General features: G+C 67.1%; 11 protein-coding genes and 3 rRNA genes. 9 read left to right on the forward strand and 5 right to left on the reverse strand.

From position 1 onward, the window contains the following. The first annotated feature begins 142 nt into the window (after positions 1-142). The 3 genes from KI385_RS26090 to KI385_RS26100 all read left to right on the forward strand — a co-directional run bounded on the left by KI385_RS26090 (position 143) and on the right by KI385_RS26100 (position 3,278). On the forward strand, positions 143-970 hold the full coding sequence (locus KI385_RS26090; RefSeq protein ID WP_238577841.1) for a class I SAM-dependent methyltransferase: 828 nt from the start codon (positions 143-145) through the stop codon (positions 968-970). Between the two features lie 59 nt (positions 971-1,029). Next, positions 1,030-1,977, forward strand: coding sequence for an RNA polymerase sigma factor SigJ (sigJ, locus tag KI385_RS26095; RefSeq protein ID WP_238574604.1), 948 nt, complete (start codon positions 1,030-1,032; stop codon positions 1,975-1,977). Between the two features lie 110 nt (positions 1,978-2,087). Next, positions 2,088-3,278, forward strand: a complete 1,191-nt coding sequence (locus KI385_RS26100) for an NAD(P)/FAD-dependent oxidoreductase (RefSeq protein WP_238574605.1) — start codon at positions 2,088-2,090, stop codon at positions 3,276-3,278. 33 nt (positions 3,279-3,311) lie between these two features. Here KI385_RS26100 and KI385_RS26105 read toward each other — a convergent pair whose 3' ends face one another. From KI385_RS26105 to KI385_RS26115, 3 genes are all read right to left on the reverse strand, one after another. After that, positions 3,312-4,712, reverse strand: a complete 1,401-nt coding sequence (locus tag KI385_RS26105) for a M1 family metallopeptidase (RefSeq protein WP_238574606.1) — start codon at positions 4,710-4,712, stop codon at positions 3,312-3,314. An 84-nt stretch (positions 4,713-4,796) separates the two neighbouring features. Beyond that, complete coding sequence (locus tag KI385_RS26110; RefSeq protein WP_238574607.1) at positions 4,797-6,479, reverse strand: SulP family inorganic anion transporter; 1,683 nt, start codon at positions 6,477-6,479, stop codon at positions 4,797-4,799. Positions 6,480-6,666: 187 nt separating this feature from the next. Continuing rightward, the gene (locus KI385_RS26115) at positions 6,667-7,086 is read right to left on the reverse strand and encodes a hypothetical protein (protein ID WP_238574608.1); all 420 of its coding nucleotides are present in this window, start codon (positions 7,084-7,086) and stop codon (positions 6,667-6,669) included. 303 nt (positions 7,087-7,389) lie between these two features. On the opposite strand from KI385_RS26115, the gene KI385_RS26120 reads away from it, so the two are divergent. The 3 genes from KI385_RS26120 (at position 7,390) to proC (ending at position 9,893) form a co-directional block, all read left to right on the forward strand. Beyond that, positions 7,390-8,199, forward strand: coding sequence for an ABC transporter ATP-binding protein (locus KI385_RS26120; RefSeq protein ID WP_238574609.1), 810 nt, complete (start codon positions 7,390-7,392; stop codon positions 8,197-8,199). Further along, complete coding sequence (locus KI385_RS26125) at positions 8,196-8,984, forward strand: ABC transporter permease (protein ID WP_238574610.1); 789 nt, start codon at positions 8,196-8,198, stop codon at positions 8,982-8,984. The genes KI385_RS26120 and KI385_RS26125 overlap by 4 nt, the downstream gene beginning before the upstream one ends. A gap of 99 nt (positions 8,985-9,083) precedes the next feature. Then, positions 9,084-9,893, forward strand: coding sequence for a pyrroline-5-carboxylate reductase (gene proC / locus KI385_RS26130; RefSeq protein WP_238574611.1), 810 nt, complete (start codon positions 9,084-9,086; stop codon positions 9,891-9,893). A 91-nt stretch (positions 9,894-9,984) separates the two neighbouring features. On the opposite strand, the gene trpS is transcribed toward proC, so the two are convergent. Continuing rightward, on the reverse strand, positions 9,985-11,004 hold the full coding sequence (gene trpS / locus KI385_RS26135) for a tryptophan--tRNA ligase (protein ID WP_238574612.1): 1,020 nt from the start codon (positions 11,002-11,004) through the stop codon (positions 9,985-9,987). A 967-nt stretch (positions 11,005-11,971) separates the two neighbouring features. Between trpS and KI385_RS26140 the strand changes: the two genes are divergently transcribed. The 3 genes from KI385_RS26140 (at position 11,972) to rrf (ending at position 17,115) form a co-directional block, all read left to right on the forward strand. Then, positions 11,972-13,498: ribosomal RNA gene (locus KI385_RS26140) — 16S ribosomal RNA — on the forward strand. Positions 13,499-13,802: 304 nt separating this feature from the next. Then, positions 13,803-16,924, forward strand: a 23S ribosomal RNA gene (locus tag KI385_RS26145). Between the two features lie 74 nt (positions 16,925-16,998). After that, a 5S ribosomal RNA gene (gene rrf, locus KI385_RS26150) occupies positions 16,999-17,115 on the forward strand. Together the 16S, 23S and 5S rRNA genes form the textbook arrangement of a ribosomal RNA operon. 49 nt (positions 17,116-17,164) lie before the next feature. Here the strand turns inward: rrf and KI385_RS26155 are convergent. Beyond that, a complete protein-coding gene (locus KI385_RS26155; protein WP_238574613.1) occupies positions 17,165-17,557 on the reverse strand; it encodes a hypothetical protein in 393 nt (130 codons plus the stop codon). Positions 17,558-17,559: the final 2 nt, after the last annotated feature.

Below are 17,559 nucleotides of genomic sequence, written 5' to 3' on the forward strand. Positions count from 1 at the left end.
CCCGCCCTCGTGTGGAACACTCCCCCAGACTCCGTCCGGGGTGCCAGACCAAGGCTGAAAACAAACCCGGACCAAAAAAAACCGAGTCCGTATTTCTGGGGAGTCCCGCCGCGCCCTCCCCAACTTGGGCACCATGACCGCCATGCCCCCGCACTCCCACTCCCCGCAGACGCCGCCGCCCCACCCGTCACAGCCACCGGCCCACGCCACCCTCGCCCGCTCCTTCGACGCCGTGGCCGCCCAGTACGCCGCGGCCCGCCCCGGCTATCCGCCGGCCCTCTTCGACGCGATCGAAGAACTGGCCGGCCGGCCGCTGGCCGGCGCGCGGGTGCTGGACGTCGGAGCCGGTACCGGCATCGCCACCGCACTGCTCGCCGCACGCGGCGCACACGTCACCGCCGTGGAGCCGGGCGCCGCGATGGCCGCCGAAGCGCACGCAGCGCTCCCCGGCACCCCGCTCGTCCGCGCCCTCGGTGATGCGCTGCCCTTCTCCGACGACGCGGGCTTCGACCTCGTCGGCTACGCCCAGGCCTGGCACTGGACCGACCCCGCCCGCTCGGTCCCGGAGGCGATGCGGGTGCTGCGGCCCGGCGGCGCGCTCGCCCTGTGGTGGAACATCCCCGACCCGGACGTCGCCTGGGCCGCCGAACAGGAGGCCCGCCTCGCCCGCCGGCTCCCCGGCTACCACGCCCACGGTGTCGCACCGGAAGCCCCCGACCTGATCCGCGCCCTCGGCCTCGGCCTGCACCCCGCCCCCCGCGTCCTGCACTGGACCCGGAAAGTCCCCCTCGACACCCATCTCGCCATGCTCGGCAGCCGCTCCTACTTGGCCTCCATCGGTCCCGCTGCCGCCGCCCCCGTACTGGAGGACGAACGGGCGGCCCTGCTGGACGTCTTCCCGGACGGCGTGGTCGAGGAGGCCTACGCACTCGACCTGACTGTCACACTCCGCCCGGCCACGCCGTCCTAAGGGGGACAGACCTGCCCGACAGCGGGCCGGCGGATGTAGTGGAGCAGAGGAGCCAGCAGGTGGCGGACACGGGAAGCGCGCAGGACCACGGCCGACTGGCCCAGTTCGAGGAGCACCGCGGCCGGCTGTGGGGCATCGCGTACCGGATCATGGGCACGGTCGCCGACGCCGACGACGCCGTACAGGAGGCCTGGCTGCGCTGGCAGGCGCTGCCCGACGAGCCACCGGTGGCCAGCCCGCGCGGCTTTCTGACCACCGTCGTGAGCCGCATCTGTTACGACCTGCTGGGCTCGGCCCGGGCCCGTCGCGAGAGGTATGTCGGGCCGTGGCTGCCCGAGCCGCTGCTCGGCGGGGCCGTGGGCACTTTGCCCGTCGTGCCCGTCGCGCCCGACGGCTCCGGCCCCGAGGACCGCGTCACCCTCGACGAATCCGTGGGGATGGCGCTGCTCACCGTCCTGGAACGGCTCACCCCGGCCGAGCGCACCGCCTTCATCCTCCACGACGTCTTCGCGGTCCCCTTCCCGGAGATCGCCGAGGCGGTCGGCCGAACCCCCGACTCCGTACGGCAGTTGGCCTCCCGCGCCCGCAAACGGGTACGGGCCGAGGCCCCGCGCCGCACCGTCGACCGCGCGGAGCACCGCCGTACCGTCGAGGCCTTCCTCGGCGCCGTCATGGGCGGCGATTTCGACGCGCTGCTGTCCGTCCTCGACCCCGAGGTCGTCTGGCGTTCGGACGGCGGCGGCAAGGTGAGCGCGGCCCGCCGGCCGGTGCTGGGCCGCGAGAAGGTCGCCCGCTTTGTGCGGGGCCTGGTGGCCCGGGGCGCCGAGCAGCAGAACCTGCGGGTCGCGATGGTGGACGTCAACGGCGCCACCGGGCTCGCCTTCACCGACGCGACGGGCCGTCAGGCGGGCGTGTTCGCGTTTACCGTGCACGAGGGGCGGATCACGGAGGTGGACGCCGTCCTCAACCCGGACAAGCTCGGCCATCTCGACCTCGGCCGGCTGTAACCCGGCAGGCAGGAAGGAGGGGCGGGCACGCTGTCACACTCCGGCGCGCTGTCTCGTCCCCCTTCCGACGCCGCACACCAGACGCGGCGCCCAACCTCCAGGAGGGCAGCATGAAGATCGTGGCGAAGCAGCGGTTGCGGCAGAAGGTCGTGGTCCTCGGCGGTGGCTACGCGGGGATGATGGCGGCGCTCCGGCTGGCCCCGTACGCCCGGGTGACCCTGGTCGATCCCAGCGACCGGTTCACCGAGCGCGTCCGGCTGCACGAACTCGCCGCTGGCCGCCCCGAAGTGAGCCACTCCCGGGCCCAGATGCTGCGCGGCACCGGCATCGAGCATCTGGCCGCCCGCGCCACCGCCCTCGACCCGGCCGCCCGCGCCGTCCACACCGACTGCGGCCGCACCCTCCTCTACGACCGTCTCGTCTACGCCCTCGGCAGCCACACCGACCCGCGCGGCGCCGCACCCGGAGCCACTCCCGCAGCGACCGCCGGGCCCACCCCCACCGCATGGGGAAGGGCCTTCACCGCCGAGAGCGCCCCCGCCCTCCACAAGCGACTGCTGGACGGCCCGGGTGCGCTGGCGGTGGTCGGCGGCGGCCTGACCGGCATCGAGATGGCCGCTGAACTCGCCGAATCCCACCCGGAGTGGGAGGTCCGGCTGCTCACCGGCGGCGAGATCGGCGGCGGACTGTCGGCCCGCGGCCGCGCCCATGTCCGTACCGTTCTCGACCGGCTGCACGTACGCGTCGAGGAGGGCCGCCGGATCGCCGACGCGGACAGCGTCGACGCCGACGCCGTGGTGTGGACGACCGCCCTGCGGGCCACCGACGGGCTCGCCCGGGACGCGGGCCTGGACACCGATCCTCCCCCATGCCTTAAGGGCACGGGGGTGCCCCCATCCGGCCGGATCCGGGTCGACGCGGCCCTCCGCTCGGTCAGCCACCCCGACATCTATGTCGCCGGCGATGCGGCCGCGGCCCGCGCGCCCCGCGCCGGTGCCCTGCGGATGGCCTGCGCCACCGCCCTGCCCACCGGCGCCCACGCGGCCGGCGCGATCATCGCCGAATCGCGTGGCGCCGAGCCCGAGCCGCTGTCGTTCGGCTTCTTCGTGCAGTGCGTGAGCCTGGGGCGGCACGACGGTCTGATCCAGCCGGTACGGGCCGACGACACGCCGCGCGAGCGGGTGCTGACCGGCCGTCCGGCCGCCCGCGTCAAGGAACAGGTGGTCCGCTCCACCGTCCGCTTCCTGAAGCTGGCGGCCCGCCGCCCCGACGCGATCCGCCTCATCCCCGGCGTCGGCTAGCGCGTGCCCGTCGCCTTTACGCCCACGCCCCGCTCAGTACTCCCACTCCGGCTTCCCCTTCCCGTACAGCCAGTCGTCGAAGAGGTCGGTCAGATCCTCGTCCGTGCGCTCCTGGCAGAAGGCGATGAATTCCTTCGAATCGGCGTTGGAGTAGCGGTACTTGGCGGGCCACTCCTTGAGGATCTTGAAGAACGTCTTGTCGCCGACGGCCTTCCGCAGCTGCTGGAGCACCATCGCGCCCCGCTCGTAGACGGGCGTCCCGGTGACGTTCTGCGCCTTGCCCGGGTCGCCCGGCGGGAAGGCCCAGCGCTCGTTGTCCTCATCGTCCTTGTAAAGCGCGTCGAACTGCTGCTGAGGCGTCTTGCCGCCCTCGTGCTCCTCCCACAGCCACTCGGCGTAGGTCGCAAAGCCCTCGTTGAGCCAGGTGTCCCGCCAGGTCTTCGGCGTCACCGAGTCGCCGAACCACTGGTGGGCCATCTCGTGCACCACGGTCACGGTTTTCGGCGCGCCGGCGTAGATCGGCTTGGTCTGGGTCTCCAGGGCCTCCCAGTCGATCTTCTTCGGCGTGTCGTCGACGATCGCACCCGCGGACGAGAAGGGGTACCTGCCGAACAGCCCGCTCTCCCACTTCAGGATCTCCGGCAGCCGCTCCAGCGGCTTCCGGCTCGCCGCGGCCTCCGCCGGGTCCACCGCGACATACAGCGGCAGCCCGTCGGACGTACGGGACGTGTGGACATCGAACTTCCCGATGGTGGCGGTGGCGAGATACGTCGCCATCGGCTGACTGTTGTGCCACACGAACGTGGCCTTGCCCTTGGAGATCTTCTCCGACCGCAGCTCCCCGTTGGCGACGGCCGTATAGCGCTTCGGCACCGTGATCGTGAAGTCGTAGGTCGCCTTGTCGTCGGGGTGGTTGTTCCCGGGGAACCATGTCATGGACCCGGCGGGCTCACCCGCCACGAACGCCCCGTCGGCGGTCCTGACCCACCCCTCCGTCGAGCCGTCCGGATCCGTCATCTCCTCGGGGGTCCCGCCGTAGTCGACGGTGGTACGGAAGTCCGCGCCCTTCTTGAGCCCGTCGGCCGGCAGGACCGTCAGCTTGTGTCCCTTACGGGTAAAGGCGGCGTCCTTACCGTCGACCTGGACGCCGGACACCTGCAGCCCCTGCAGATCCAGTTGGAAGGACCGCAGATCCTGCTTGGCCTCGGCGGTGATCTCGGCGGTCGCGGCCAGCCGCTGCTTCTTCACGTCGTAGTCGAGGTCGAGCCCGTAATGGCGGACCTGATAGCCGCCGTTGCCGAGCGCCGGGAAGAGCGGGTCGCCCACCCCGCCGCTGCCCGCCGCCCCGCTGCCACCGCTCGTGCAGGAGGACAGCAGCAGGGCGACGGACAGGGCGGCGGTCGCACCGCAACAGCGAAGGGGCCGGCGGGTCACAGCACTCCTCGGGTCGGTGATCACAAGTTCCCCGACCCTACGGTCATTTCCGCCGCAACGCCCCTCCCTTTCGCTTAGGTTGCATTACGGGGCGATCGACGGCGCTTTCTGCCGGGCGGTGCCGTCCGGGCCACCGCGGCGCTGCTCCTCCCAGCTGCCCAGCGCGGCCGCACAGGCATGGTCGAGATGCCGCAGCCCCGACAGATCCAGCTCGATCTCCCGGTCCCGGGGCAGCGCCTCCAGTTGGTCGAGCAGCTTCGGCAGGCGCAGGAAGGTGGCATGGCCGACGGCCCGTACGCGGATGGGGGGCCGGGCGCCCGGACACCCCGCCTCGCTGTCGGCCGCCTCGCCGCTCGCCGCGGGCCCGGCCTCCGGCTCGTCCAGCCCCACGATCTCCAGGTGCACATGCGAGGTCTCCCACGCCGACTTGGCAATCGCCATCAGCAGCCCCAGCAGGACCCCCTCGAACATGTTGGTGGCCACGATCGCCACCGACGTCGTTGCCAGCACCACGGCCTCGCCCCGGTGCTCCCGCCACAGCGGACGCCACTCCTTCACCGGGAGCAACTTGCAGCCCGCATGCACCAGTACGCCCGCCAGCGCCGCGATCGGCACCACACCCAGCGCTGCCGGGAACGCCGCGGCAAAGAGCAGCAGCCACACCCCGTGCAGCACCCGCGAGGCCTTTGTTCGCGCCCCGGCCTGCACATTCGCCGCGCTGCGGACGATCACCGCGGTCATCGGCAGCGCCCCGAGCAGCCCGCACACCGTGTTGCCGGCGCCCTGGGCCATCAGCTCCTTGTCGTAATCGGTCCGCGGCCCGTCGTGCAGCCGGTCCACCGCGGCCGCGCTGAACAGCGACTCCGCCGACGCGATCAGGGTGAAGGCGAGCACGGTGCCCAGCGCACCGGCCACCGCCGCCGCCTCCGTCAGCTGCGCGAAGTCCGCGCCGCCCGGCGGCTGTACGACTTCCAGCAGGCCCTGCACCTCGACCCGCGCCAGCGGCAGATCCAGTACGGACACCACGGCCGTCGCCAGCGCCACCGCCACCAGCGGCGCCGGCAGCACCCGCGCCGCCGGCCGCCACCGCGGCCAGAGCACCAGCACCGCGATGGTCCCCGCTCCCACGGCCAGCGCCGCGAGCGCCGGACCGGCCCCGGCGGTGTCCGCCGCGAGGTCCGGCAGCCCGGCCAGATTCGCCGGCCCGCTGCCCGGTGCCTTGGCGTCCACCAGGGCGTACAACTGCCCGGCGATCAGCACCAGCCCGATGCCCGCGAGCATCCCCTGTACGACCGCCACGGAGATGGCCCGGAACCAGCGGCCCAGCCGCAGCGCCCCCATGGCCAGCTGCAGCACACCGGCGATCAGCACCAGCGCACCCAGCGTGCCGAGCCCGTACTCCTCCACGGCCTCGTAGACCAGCACGGTCAGACCGGCGGCCGGCCCGCTGACCTGCAGACTGCTGCCCGGCAACAGCCCGGTGAGCAGCCCGCCGACGACGCCGGTGACCAGCCCCAGCTCGGCCGGCACCCCGGATGCGACGGCCACCCCGACACACAACGGGACGGCCACGAGAAAGACGACGAGCGACGCGGTGAAATCGGCGCGCCAGACCGTCAGCGCACCTCGGGACGGGGACCCCGCCCGGGACGAGCCGGATGACGAGGCGGACGAGGGAGACGAGGGAGACGAGGGAGACGAGGGGGACAACCGCGCGGGTATGGACGACCGGGACGGGCGGCGGCGGGGCACACGGAACCTACGCATGAGGATGCCTCCAGCGAGTGCGAGATGCGGTGGCGCACGCACGGGCACGGGCGAACGCAGAGCGACGCGGGCAGCCGGGAACACCTGCTGCCGCGCAGCGCCGTGCGGCGCACGCCATGAAAAGTGGTGACGGCTGGATCCGTCGGATGCGCGGGCCGGGGGAGGCCCTGGGGGCAGCTCTCAGCTCTCAGCAGCGGAAAACGCGGTGATGGACCGGCAGTTCGCCTGATCTCGACAGCGGTACGGCCTGCCGGCCGGTCAGCGGGACGGTCACCCGCAGCCCGCCCTCGGTCCGCACGGGACCGGCCGTCGAGACGGTCGTGCCCGGCGGCGTCGGCGCGGTCACCGTGGCCGTGGAACCTCCGCCACGGCGCGGCTGGCAGCGATCGGCGCCGGACTCCGGGTGCTCCGAGGCGTCCGACGCCATCGGGGCGACACCCGATGAGCCGGTACCGGAACCAGTACCCGTACCGGAAGCGCGGTTCATGGCCGCCGCGGCCGCCGCGATCTCTCCGTACACGCCCTCGGTGGCGGTCGGCAGGGCCAGGACGACGGCCACGACGATCAACAGGAGACGGCCGAGGCGGCCGACCCGGATCTTCGCCATCGTCGCCCCTTCCGGCGCGGCTGGACAGGTCCCCCCATTGTGTCGAGCCGAACGCGCCTGACCGCAACTCGATATGTAACCACCGTGTAAACGCGGAGTTATCAAACAGGAACGTATGGTTCCGATCACTACGGCGCCCGCTGGCGCGCGCCTCGCTCCATCGCGCGCCGCCCCGCACCCCACTGCGCCACATCGTCACCCCAATGGCCCATCAGGCCACTCCACCTCACTCCAGTCGCCTCATCCCAGGCACCTCATCCCACCTGCTTGACGCCCCACCCCGCCCCGAGCAGTATTCATCGCATGATGAATTATGGCCGCGATCCCGCCGTCCACGCCCATGACCTCACCGTCTCCCGAGGCGGCCGCACCGTCCTCGACGCCCTCGCCTTCGACGTACCGCGCGCCCGGATCACCGGCCTCCTCGGCCCCTCCGGCTGCGGCAAATCCACCCTGATGCGCGCCATCGTCGGCACCCAGGCCAAGGTCACCGGCACCCTCGACGTCCTCGGCCACCCCGCGGGCGACCCCCGGCTGCGCCCCCGCATCGGCTACGTCACCCAGGACCCGTCTGTATACGACGACCTCACCGTCCGCCAGAACCTGGACTACTTCGCCGCCGTCCTGCACCCCGGCCGGGCCGCCCGCGCCCGACGCCGCGAAACCGTCACCCGCGCCATCGAGGACGTCGACCTCACCCGCCACGCCGACGCCCTCGCCGGCAACCTCTCCGGCGGCCAGCGCAGCCGCGTCTCTCTCGCGGTCGCCCTGCTCGGCGCCCCGGAACTCCTCGTCCTCGACGAACCCACCGTCGGCCTGGACCCCGTCCTCCGCCGCGACCTGTGGAACCTCTTCCACACCCTCGCCGCCGACCGCGGCGTCACCCTCCTGGTCTCCTCCCACGTCATGGACGAGGCCGAGCGCTGCCACCGGCTGCTCCTGATGCGCGAGGGCCGCATCCTCGCCGACGACGCCCCGGACGCGCTCCGTGACCGCACCGGCTCCACCACCGTCGAGGCCGCCTTCCTCCACCTGGTCGACCGGGCCGAGGCCGCCGGCCCACCCCCGCAACCGGCGCGCACCACCGCCACCCCCGAGGAGTCAGCGCGATGACCACCGCACCGCTCGCCGCCGGCGCGCCGCCCGCCCGCACCGCGCCCTGCTCCCCGTCCCGCACCCTGGCCACCGCCGCCCGCGTCCTGCGCCAGCTGCGCCACGACCCCCGCACCATCGCGCTGATGCTCGTCGTCCCCTGCGTGATGATCGCCCTGCTCCGCTACGTCTTCGACGCCCGCCCGGAGACCTTCAACACCATCGGCGCGTCCCTCCTCGGCATCTTCCCGATGATCACGATGTTCCTGGTGACCTCCATCGCCACCCTCCGCGAACGCACCTCGGGCACCCTGGAGCGCCTGCTCGCCATGCCCCTCGGCAAGGCCGACCTGATCAGCGGCTATGCCCTCGCCTTCGGCCTGCTCGCCATCGCGCAGTCGGCCCTCGCCACCGGCCTGTCCGTCTGGCTCCTCGGCCTGGACGTCATCGGTTCGCCCTGGCTGCTGCTCCTGGTGGCCGTCCTCGACGCACTGCTCGGCACCGCGCTCGGCCTGTTCGTCTCGGCCTTCGCCGCCTCCGAATTCCAGGCCGTCCAGTTCATGCCCGCCGTCCTGATGCCCCAGCTCCTGCTCTGCGGCCTGTTCACCCCACGCGACACCATGCAGCCGGCCCTCGAAGCGATCTCCGACATCCTGCCGATGTCCTACGCCGTCGACGGCATGAACGAGGTCCTCACACACCCCGACATCACCGGCAACTTCCTCCGCGACACCCTCGTCGTCACCGGCTGCGCCCTGCTCGTGCTCGCCCTCGGCGCGGCCACCCTCCGCCGCCGTACAGCGTGACGCCGTCCCGGCCCTCGGAACGCACCCGCGTCGCGCGCCGCCCAGGTGCGAGGATGACCGCGTAACCGACCAGGCACCACCGGCGAGGTGAACCGCAGCATGACCCAGAAGGTCGCCGTACTCGGCACCGGAAAAATCGGCGAAGCCCTGCTCAGCGGAATGATCCGAGGCGGCTGGGCACCCGCCGACCTCCTGGTCACCGCCCGCCGCCCGGAACGCGCCGAACAGCTCCATGAGCGCTACGGCGTCGAAGCGGTCAGCAACGCCGAGGCCGCCAAGTCCGCCGACACCCTCATCCTCACCGTCAAGCCACAGGACATGGGCACCCTCCTGCGGGAGCTCGCCCCGCACGTCCCCGCCGACCGCCTGGTGATCAGCGGCGCCGCCGGCATCCCCACGTCCTACTTCGAGGAGCGCCTGGCCGCCGGCACCCCGGTCGTACGGGTCATGACGAACACCCCCGCCCTCGTCGACGAGGCGATGTCCGTCATCTCCGCCGGCAGCCACGCCACCGGCGAACACCTCACCCGCGCCGAGGAGATCTTCTCCGGCGTCGGCAAGACCCTCCGCGTCCCGGAGTCCCAGCAGGACGCCTGCACCGCGCTCTCCGGCTCCGGCCCGGCGTACTTCTACTTCCTCGTCGAGGCCATGACCGACGCCGGCATCCTCCTCGGCCTGCCCCGCGACAAGGCCCACGACCTCATCGTCCAGGCCGCCATCGGCGCCGCCGTGATGCTCCGCGACAGCGGCGAACACCCCGTCAAACTCCGCGAGAACGTCACCTCCCCGGCCGGCACCACCATCAACGCCATCCGCGAACTCGAAAACCACGGCGTACGCGCCGCCCTCATCGCCGCCCTGGAAGCCGCCCGCGACCGCAGCCGCGAACTGGCCTCCGGCAACGGCTGACCAAGCCCCACGGCAGGGACCCGCCACGGCGGGGGCGCCGCAACCTCAACGGCCACCCCCGCCCGGCCCGGTCCAGGGCGTGTCTTTCGGATCAGCCCGGGCCCAGCAACCCCATCGCCCGGAACGCCGCATCCACCCGCGGCCTGGCCAACCCGCGCGCCCGCTCCGCCCCCGCCCGAAGCACTTCATCCACATACGCCGGCTCCGCCGCCAGCTCCGCATGCCGCCCCCGCACCGGCCGCAACATCTCCACCACCGCCTCCGCGGTGTCCTTCTTCAACGCCCCGTACGAGGAGTACCCCTCGGCCAGCCGCTCCGGATCGCCCCCCGAGCAAGCGGCCAGCACATCCAGCAGATTCGCCACCCCCGGCCGCTCACCCCGCTCGTAGACCACCTCGCTCCCCGCATCCGTCACCGCCCGCATCACCTTCTTCCGCACCACCTCCGGCTCGTCCAGCAGATAGACGGTCCCCGCCGTCCTGACGTGCGACTTCCCCATCTTCGACGTCGGCTCCTGCAGATCCATCACCCGAGCCGCCACCGCCGGATGCGTGGCCTTCGGCACCACGAACGTCGCCCCGTACCGCTGGTTGAACCGCACCGCCAGATCCCGCGTCAGCTCCACATGCTGGGCCTGGTCCTCCCCGACCGGCACCTCATGCGTCCCGTACGCCAGGATGTCCGCCGCCATCAGCGCCGGATACGTCAGCAGCGACAGCCGCACGCTCCCGCCCCGCGCCTGCTCACGCGCGGCCTTCTCCTTGTACTGGATCATGCGCCGCATCTCCCCGTCGGAGGCCGTGCACTCCATCAGATACGACAGCCGCAGATGCTCATCCACCTGACTCTGCACAAATACGGTGCACAGCTCCGGATCCAGCCCCGCGGCCAGCAGCAACGTCGCCGCCTGCCGACTGAGCCGCCGCACCCGCGCCGGATCGTGCTCCACGGTCAGCGCATGCAGATCCACCACACAGAACAGTGCCTCCGCCCGATGCTGGTCCTCCTCGGCCCACCGCCGCATCGCCCCGAGGTAGTTCCCCAGCGTCAGATGCCCCGTCGGCTGCACCCCGCTGAAGATCCGCGTCCGCGCGCTCGCCGTCATCGCCATCTCGTCCGTCCTTCTCTCCCGCACTGCCGTTGAGTGCGCGTCGAGACCGCCGACTTCGCCGGCCGGCTACGAGAGGGAGATACGCGAACGGCCGCCGAAGCGGCGGCCGTGGTCATGCATGCGCTGCTGGTCGGCCGCCGTCAGGCGAGCCACCACTGCTGTACGGGCGCATGCGTAGTCATGGGCCCCAAAGTACCCGCAGAACCCCGCCCCGGCACGGGTTTGAAGCACCTCACCCCCTCGTGTAGTGTTCTCCGAGTTGCCACGGAGCCGACAGGCCCCAGCAACCATCCCGCCGCGACAGCGGCACCCCACTACCGCACGACCCCTCACCGGGAACAATTTCGGCATGCCGAAATTCGGACCGCGACGTGATTATGCGTCAACGAGGAATTCCGCTAAAGTAGTGATCACGCCGAAAGGCGCGGCAGATTGAATAGCCGCACCACGGCGGAACCCCCTCCGACGGGGAATCGGAAAAGAATTCGGACCGGAAACGGAACGAAATCGGATCTGATACAGTCGGAAAGGCCGAAAAGCGAAAGCCGAACGGCCAACCCCGCTCCAACAGGGGGCCGGAGACGGAAACGGATCTGGTAAGGTTGGAACCGCGAAGAAGCCGAAAGGCCGAATCGCACCGGCGAAAATCGGAGCCGCAAGGATCTGATAGAGTCGGAAACGCAAGACCGAAGGGAAGCGCCCGGAGAGCCTGGTGAGACAGGCACAAAGGAAGCGTCCGTTCCTTGAGAACTCAACAGCGTGCCAAAAGTCAACGCCAGATATGTTGATACCCCGTCCAGCCGGAAGCATCCGGCGGATGAGGTTCCTTTGAAAGTCCTATCGACACTATGTGCCGGTAGGCAACACACAGCGAGGACGCTGTGAACGAGAGGGCTTATTCCGCCCACTCGTTCCGCTCAACGCGAGTGTCACCCGCAGTTTTTAATTAAACGCAGCCGGGAAAACATTCACGGAGAGTTTGATCCTGGCTCAGGACGAACGCTGGCGGCGTGCTTAACACATGCAAGTCGAACGATGAAGCCTTTCGGGGTGGATTAGTGGCGAACGGGTGAGTAACACGTGGGCAATCTGCCCTTCACTCTGGGACAAGCCCTGGAAACGGGGTCTAATACCGGATATGACACACGACCGCATGGTCTGTGTGTGGAAAGCTCCGGCGGTGAAGGATGAGCCCGCGGCCTATCAGCTTGTTGGTGGGGTGATGGCCTACCAAGGCGACGACGGGTAGCCGGCCTGAGAGGGCGACCGGCCACACTGGGACTGAGACACGGCCCAGACTCCTACGGGAGGCAGCAGTGGGGAATATTGCACAATGGGCGAAAGCCTGATGCAGCGACGCCGCGTGAGGGATGACGGCCTTCGGGTTGTAAACCTCTTTCAGCAGGGAAGAAGCGAGAGTGACGGTACCTGCAGAAGAAGCGCCGGCTAACTACGTGCCAGCAGCCGCGGTAATACGTAGGGCGCAAGCGTTGTCCGGAATTATTGGGCGTAAAGAGCTCGTAGGCGGCTTGTCACGTCGGATGTGAAAGCCCGGGGCTTAACCCCGGGTCTGCATTCGATACGGGCAGGCTAGAGTTCGGTAGGGGAGATCGGAATTCCTGGTGTAGCGGTGAAATGCGCAGATATCAGGAGGAACACCGGTGGCGAAGGCGGATCTCTGGGCCGATACTGACGCTGAGGAGCGAAAGCGTGGGGAGCGAACAGGATTAGATACCCTGGTAGTCCACGCCGTAAACGTTGGGAACTAGGTGTGGGCGACATTCCACGTCGTCCGTGCCGCAGCTAACGCATTAAGTTCCCCGCCTGGGGAGTACGGCCGCAAGGCTAAAACTCAAAGGAATTGACGGGGGCCCGCACAAGCAGCGGAGCATGTGGCTTAATTCGACGCAACGCGAAGAACCTTACCAAGGCTTGACATACACCGGAAAACCCTGGAGACAGGGTCCCCCTTGTGGTCGGTGTACAGGTGGTGCATGGCTGTCGTCAGCTCGTGTCGTGAGATGTTGGGTTAAGTCCCGCAACGAGCGCAACCCTTGTTCTGTGTTGCCAGCATGCCCTTCGGGGTGATGGGGACTCACAGGAGACTGCCGGGGTCAACTCGGAGGAAGGTGGGGACGACGTCAAGTCATCATGCCCCTTATGTCTTGGGCTGCACACGTGCTACAATGGCCGGTACAATGAGCTGCGATACCGCGAGGTGGAGCGAATCTCAAAAAGCCGGTCTCAGTTCGGATTGGGGTCTGCAACTCGACCCCATGAAGTCGGAGTTGCTAGTAATCGCAGATCAGCATTGCTGCGGTGAATACGTTCCCGGGCCTTGTACACACCGCCCGTCACGTCACGAAAGTCGGTAACACCCGAAGCCGGTGGCCCAACCCCTTGTGGGAGGGAATCGTCGAAGGTGGGACTGGCGATTGGGACGAAGTCGTAACAAGGTAGCCGTACCGGAAGGTGCGGCTGGATCACCTCCTTTCTAAGGAGCACTTCTTACCAAGCCTGGCTTGGTCAGAGGCCAGTACATCAGCGAATGTCTGATGCTGGTTGCTCATGGGTGGAACGTTGACTATTCGGCGCACTTGATTCTTGGACGTTAGTACTGCTTCGGCGTGGAACGCATCTGGGGGTTGAGTGGGTCGGGCACGCTGTTGGGTATCTGAGGGTGCGGGCTTTCGAGTCTGAACCTTCGCGATGCCGGCCCCGGTGAAAATCTGCTTCGGTGGGTTGTGACGGGTGGCTGGTCGTTGCTTGAGAACTGCACAGTGGACGCGAGCATCTGTGGCCAAGTTTTTAAGGGCGCACGGTGGATGCCTTGGCACCAGGAACCGATGAAGGACGTGGGAGGCCACGATAGGCCCCGGGGAGCTGTCAACCAAGCTTTGATCCGGGGGTGTCCGAATGGGGAAACCCGGCAGTCGTCATGGGCTGTCACCCGCTGCTGAACACATAGGCAGTGTGGAGGGAACGCGGGGAAGTGAAACATCTCAGTACCCGCAGGAAGAGAAAACAACCGTGATTCCGGGAGTAGTGGCGAGCGAAACCGGATGAGGCTAAACCGTATTGGTGTGATACCCGGCAGGGGTTGCCAGTGCGGGGTCGTGGGAGTTCTCTTTCATCGTCTGCCGGCGATGAGACGAGTCAGAAACCGTTGATGTAGGCGAAGGACATGCGAAAGGTCCGGCGTAGAGGGTAAGACCCCCGTAGCTGAAACATTGACGGCTCGTTTGAGAATCACCCAAGTAGCACGGGGCCCGAGAAATCCCGTGTGAATCTGGCGGGACCACCCGTTAAGCCTAAATATTCCCTGGTGACCGATAGCGGATAGTACCGTGAGGGAATGGTGAAAAGTACCGCGGGAGCGGAGTGAAATAGTACCTGAAACCGTGTGCCTACAAGCCGTGGGAGCGTCGCGCATCGAGTTTACTCGGTGCGTCGTGACTGCGTGCCTTTTGAAGAATGAGCCTGCGAGTTTGCGGTATGTTGCGAGGTTAACCCGTGTGGGGAAGCCGTAGCGAAAGCGAGTCCGAATAGGGCGTTGAGTAGCGTGCCCAAGACCCGAAGCGGAGTGATCTAGCCATGGGCAGGTTGAAGCGGAGGTAAGACTTCGTGGAGGACCGAACCCACCAGGGTTGAAAACCTGGGGGATGACCTGTGGTTAGGGGTGAAAGGCCAATCAAACTCCGTGATAGCTGGTTCTCCCCGAAATGCATTTAGGTGCAGCGTCGTGTGTTTCTTGCCGGAGGTAGAGCACTGGATAGGCGATGGGCCCTACCGGGTTACTGACCTTAGCCAAACTCCGAATGCCGGTAAGTGAGAGCGCGGCAGTGAGACTGTGGGGGATAAGCTCCATGGTCGAGAGGGAAACAGCCCAGAGCATCGACTAAGGCCCCTAAGCGTGTGCTAAGTGGGAAAGGATGTGGAGTCGCAGAGACAACCAGGAGGTTGGCTTAGAAGCAGCCACCCTTGAAAGAGTGCGTAATAGCTCACTGGTCAAGTGATTCCGCGCCGACAATGTAGCGGGGCTCAAGCACACCGCCGAAGTCGTGTCATTGCAGCAATACTCCTAACGGAGGCTGTGATGGGTAGGGGAGCGTCGTGTGCCGGGTGAAGCAGCCGTGGAAACGAGTTGTGGACGGTTCACGAGTGAGAATGCAGGCATGAGTAGCGATACACACGTGGGAAACGTGTGCGCCGATTGACTAAGGGTTCCTGGGTCAAGCTGATCTGCCCAGGGTAAGTCGGGACCTAAGGCGAGGCCGACAGGCGTAGTCGATGGACAACCGGTTGATATTCCGGTACCCGCTTTGAAACGCCCAATATCGAATCAGACGATGCTAAGCCCGTGAAGCCGGCCTGGAGTCTTCGGACAAAGGGACGTGGTGGAGCCGGTGACCCGGATCTGTAGTAGGTAAGCGATGGGGTGACGCAGGAAGGTAGTCCAGCCCGGGCGGTGGTTGTCCCGGGGTAAGGGTGTAGCCCGAGAGATAGGCAAATCCGTCTCTCGTTAAGGGTGAGACCTGATGCCGAGCCGATTGTGGTGAAGTGGATGATCCTATGCTGTCGAGAAAAGCCTCTAGCGAGTTTCATGGCGGCCCGTACCCTAAACCGACTCAGGTGGTCAGGTAGAGAATACCGAGGCGTTCGGGTGAACTATGGTTAAGGAACTCGGCAAAATGCCCCCGTAACTTCGGGAGAAGGGGGGCCATTTCCGGTGATGAGACTTGCTCTCTGAGCTGGGGGTGGCCGCAGAGACCAGCGAGAAGCGACTGTTTACTAAAAACACAGGTCCGTGCGAAGCCGTAAGGCGATGTATACGGACTGACGCCTGCCCGGTGCTGGAACGTTAAGGGGACCGGTTAGTCAATCTTCGGGTTGGCGAAGCTGAGAACTTAAGCGCCAGTAAACGGCGGTGGTAACTATAACCATCCTAAGGTAGCGAAATTCCTTGTCGGGTAAGTTCCGACCTGCACGAATGGCGTAACGACTTCTCGACTGTCTCAACCATAGGCCCGGTGAAATTGCATTACGAGTAAAGATGCTCGTTTCGCGCAGCAGGACGGAAAGACCCCGGGACCTTTACTATAGCTTGATATTGGTGTTCGGTTCGGCTTGTGTAGGATAGGTGGGAGACTGTGAACTCTGGACGCCAGTTCAGGGGGAGTCATTGTTGAAATACCACTCTGGTCGTGCTGGATGTCTAACCTGGGTCCGTGATCCGGATCAGGGACAGTGTCTGGTGGGTAGTTTAACTGGGGCGGTTGCCTCCTAAAGAGTAACGGAGGCGCCCAAAGGTTCCCTCAGCCTGGTTGGCAATCAGGTGTTGAGTGTAAGTGCACAAGGGAGCTTGACTGTGAGACTGACGGGTCGAGCAGGTACGAAAGTAGGGACTAGTGATCCGGCGGTGGCTTGTGGAAGCGCCGTCGCTCAACGGATAAAAGGTACCCCGGGGATAACAGGCTGATCTTCCCCAAGAGTCCATATCGACGGGATGGTTTGGCACCTCGATGTCGGCTCGTCGCATCCTGGGGCTGGAGTCGGTCCCAAGGGTTGGGCTGTTCGCCCATTAAAGCGGTACGCGAGCTGGGTTTAGAACGTCGTGAGACAGTTCGGTCCCTATCCGCTGTGCGCGTAGGAGTCTTGAGAAGGGCTGTCCCTAGTACGAGAGGACCGGGACGGACGAACCTCTGGTGTGCCAGTTGTCCTGCCAAGGGCATGGCTGGTTGGCTACGTTCGGAAAGGATAACCGCTGAAAGCATCTAAGCGGGAAGCCTGCTTCGAGATGAGGGCTCCCACCCCCTTGAGGGGTTAAGGCTCCCAGTAGACGACTGGGTTGATAGGCCAGATATGGAAGCGCCGTAAGGTGTGGAGTTGACTGGTACTAATAGGCCGAGGGCTTGTCCTCAGTTGCTCGCGTCCACTGTGTAGGTTCTGAAGTAATGACCTGTGTCTTTGCCGGGTTGGTTAACTTCATAGTGTTTCGGTGGTCATAGCGTTAGGGAAACGCCCGGTTACATTCCGAACCCGGAAGCTAAGCCTTTCAGCGCCGATGGTACTGCAGGGGGGACCCTGTGGGAGAGTAGGACGCCGCCGAACAATCATTGTGGGGAAGCCCCGCACCTTATGGTGCGGGGCTTTTCTGCGTTCAGGGGTTTTTGCCAGGCGGCTCGCCGGCTCGGGCCATGCGCATGTTCGGGAGCTTGTCGCGCCATAGTCGCCGCTCGCCTGTGGCTTCGAAGCCGTAGCGCCGGTAGGAATGGACCGGTTCCTCGCGGCGTCCGCAGAGGAGGCCGACGATCTCGTTCCGGGAGCGCACAAGGCGGCAGAAGAACTGATCGGGTCGGCGCTCGGCAGCGGCGATGCATTCCTGCCGCTGGGTGATTCCCTCGGCGGAGGTGACGGTGCCGCGCTGGTTGCGGATCCATGCTTCGTCGATTTCCGCCTTCTCGTTGGGATAGGTCGGGAGCCAGGCAGTCAGCTGCATTTGGGTGATGCCGGGTGCGTCGTCACCGTGGGGGCTTTCGGTCAGGTGGTTCACGG

The organism is Streptomyces inhibens, assembly GCF_022221585.1.
GTDB classification, from domain to species: domain Bacteria; phylum Actinomycetota; class Actinomycetes; order Streptomycetales; family Streptomycetaceae; genus Streptomyces; species Streptomyces inhibens.

What these genes read in the sequence shown, in the direction of transcription:
- KI385_RS26090 (WP_238577841.1), top strand. Translation starts at nt 143, where the DNA reads ATGCCCCCGCACTCCCACTCCCCGCAGACGCCGCCGCCCCACCCGTCA.
- KI385_RS26100 (WP_238574605.1), top strand. Translation starts at nt 2,088, where the DNA reads ATGAAGATCGTGGCGAAGCAGCGGTTGCGGCAGAAGGTCGTGGTCCTC.
- KI385_RS26110 (WP_238574607.1), bottom strand. Translation starts at nt 6,479, where the DNA reads ATGCGTAGGTTCCGTGTGCCCCGCCGCCGCCCGTCCCGGTCGTCCATA.
- KI385_RS26115 (WP_238574608.1), bottom strand. Translation starts at nt 7,086, where the DNA reads ATGGCGAAGATCCGGGTCGGCCGCCTCGGCCGTCTCCTGTTGATCGTC.
- KI385_RS26120 (WP_238574609.1), top strand. Translation starts at nt 7,390, where the DNA reads ATGATGAATTATGGCCGCGATCCCGCCGTCCACGCCCATGACCTCACC.
- KI385_RS26125 (WP_238574610.1), top strand. Translation starts at nt 8,196, where the DNA reads ATGACCACCGCACCGCTCGCCGCCGGCGCGCCGCCCGCCCGCACCGCG.
- proC (WP_238574611.1), top strand. Translation starts at nt 9,084, where the DNA reads ATGACCCAGAAGGTCGCCGTACTCGGCACCGGAAAAATCGGCGAAGCC.
- trpS (WP_238574612.1), bottom strand. Translation starts at nt 11,004, where the DNA reads ATGGCGATGACGGCGAGCGCGCGGACGCGGATCTTCAGCGGGGTGCAG.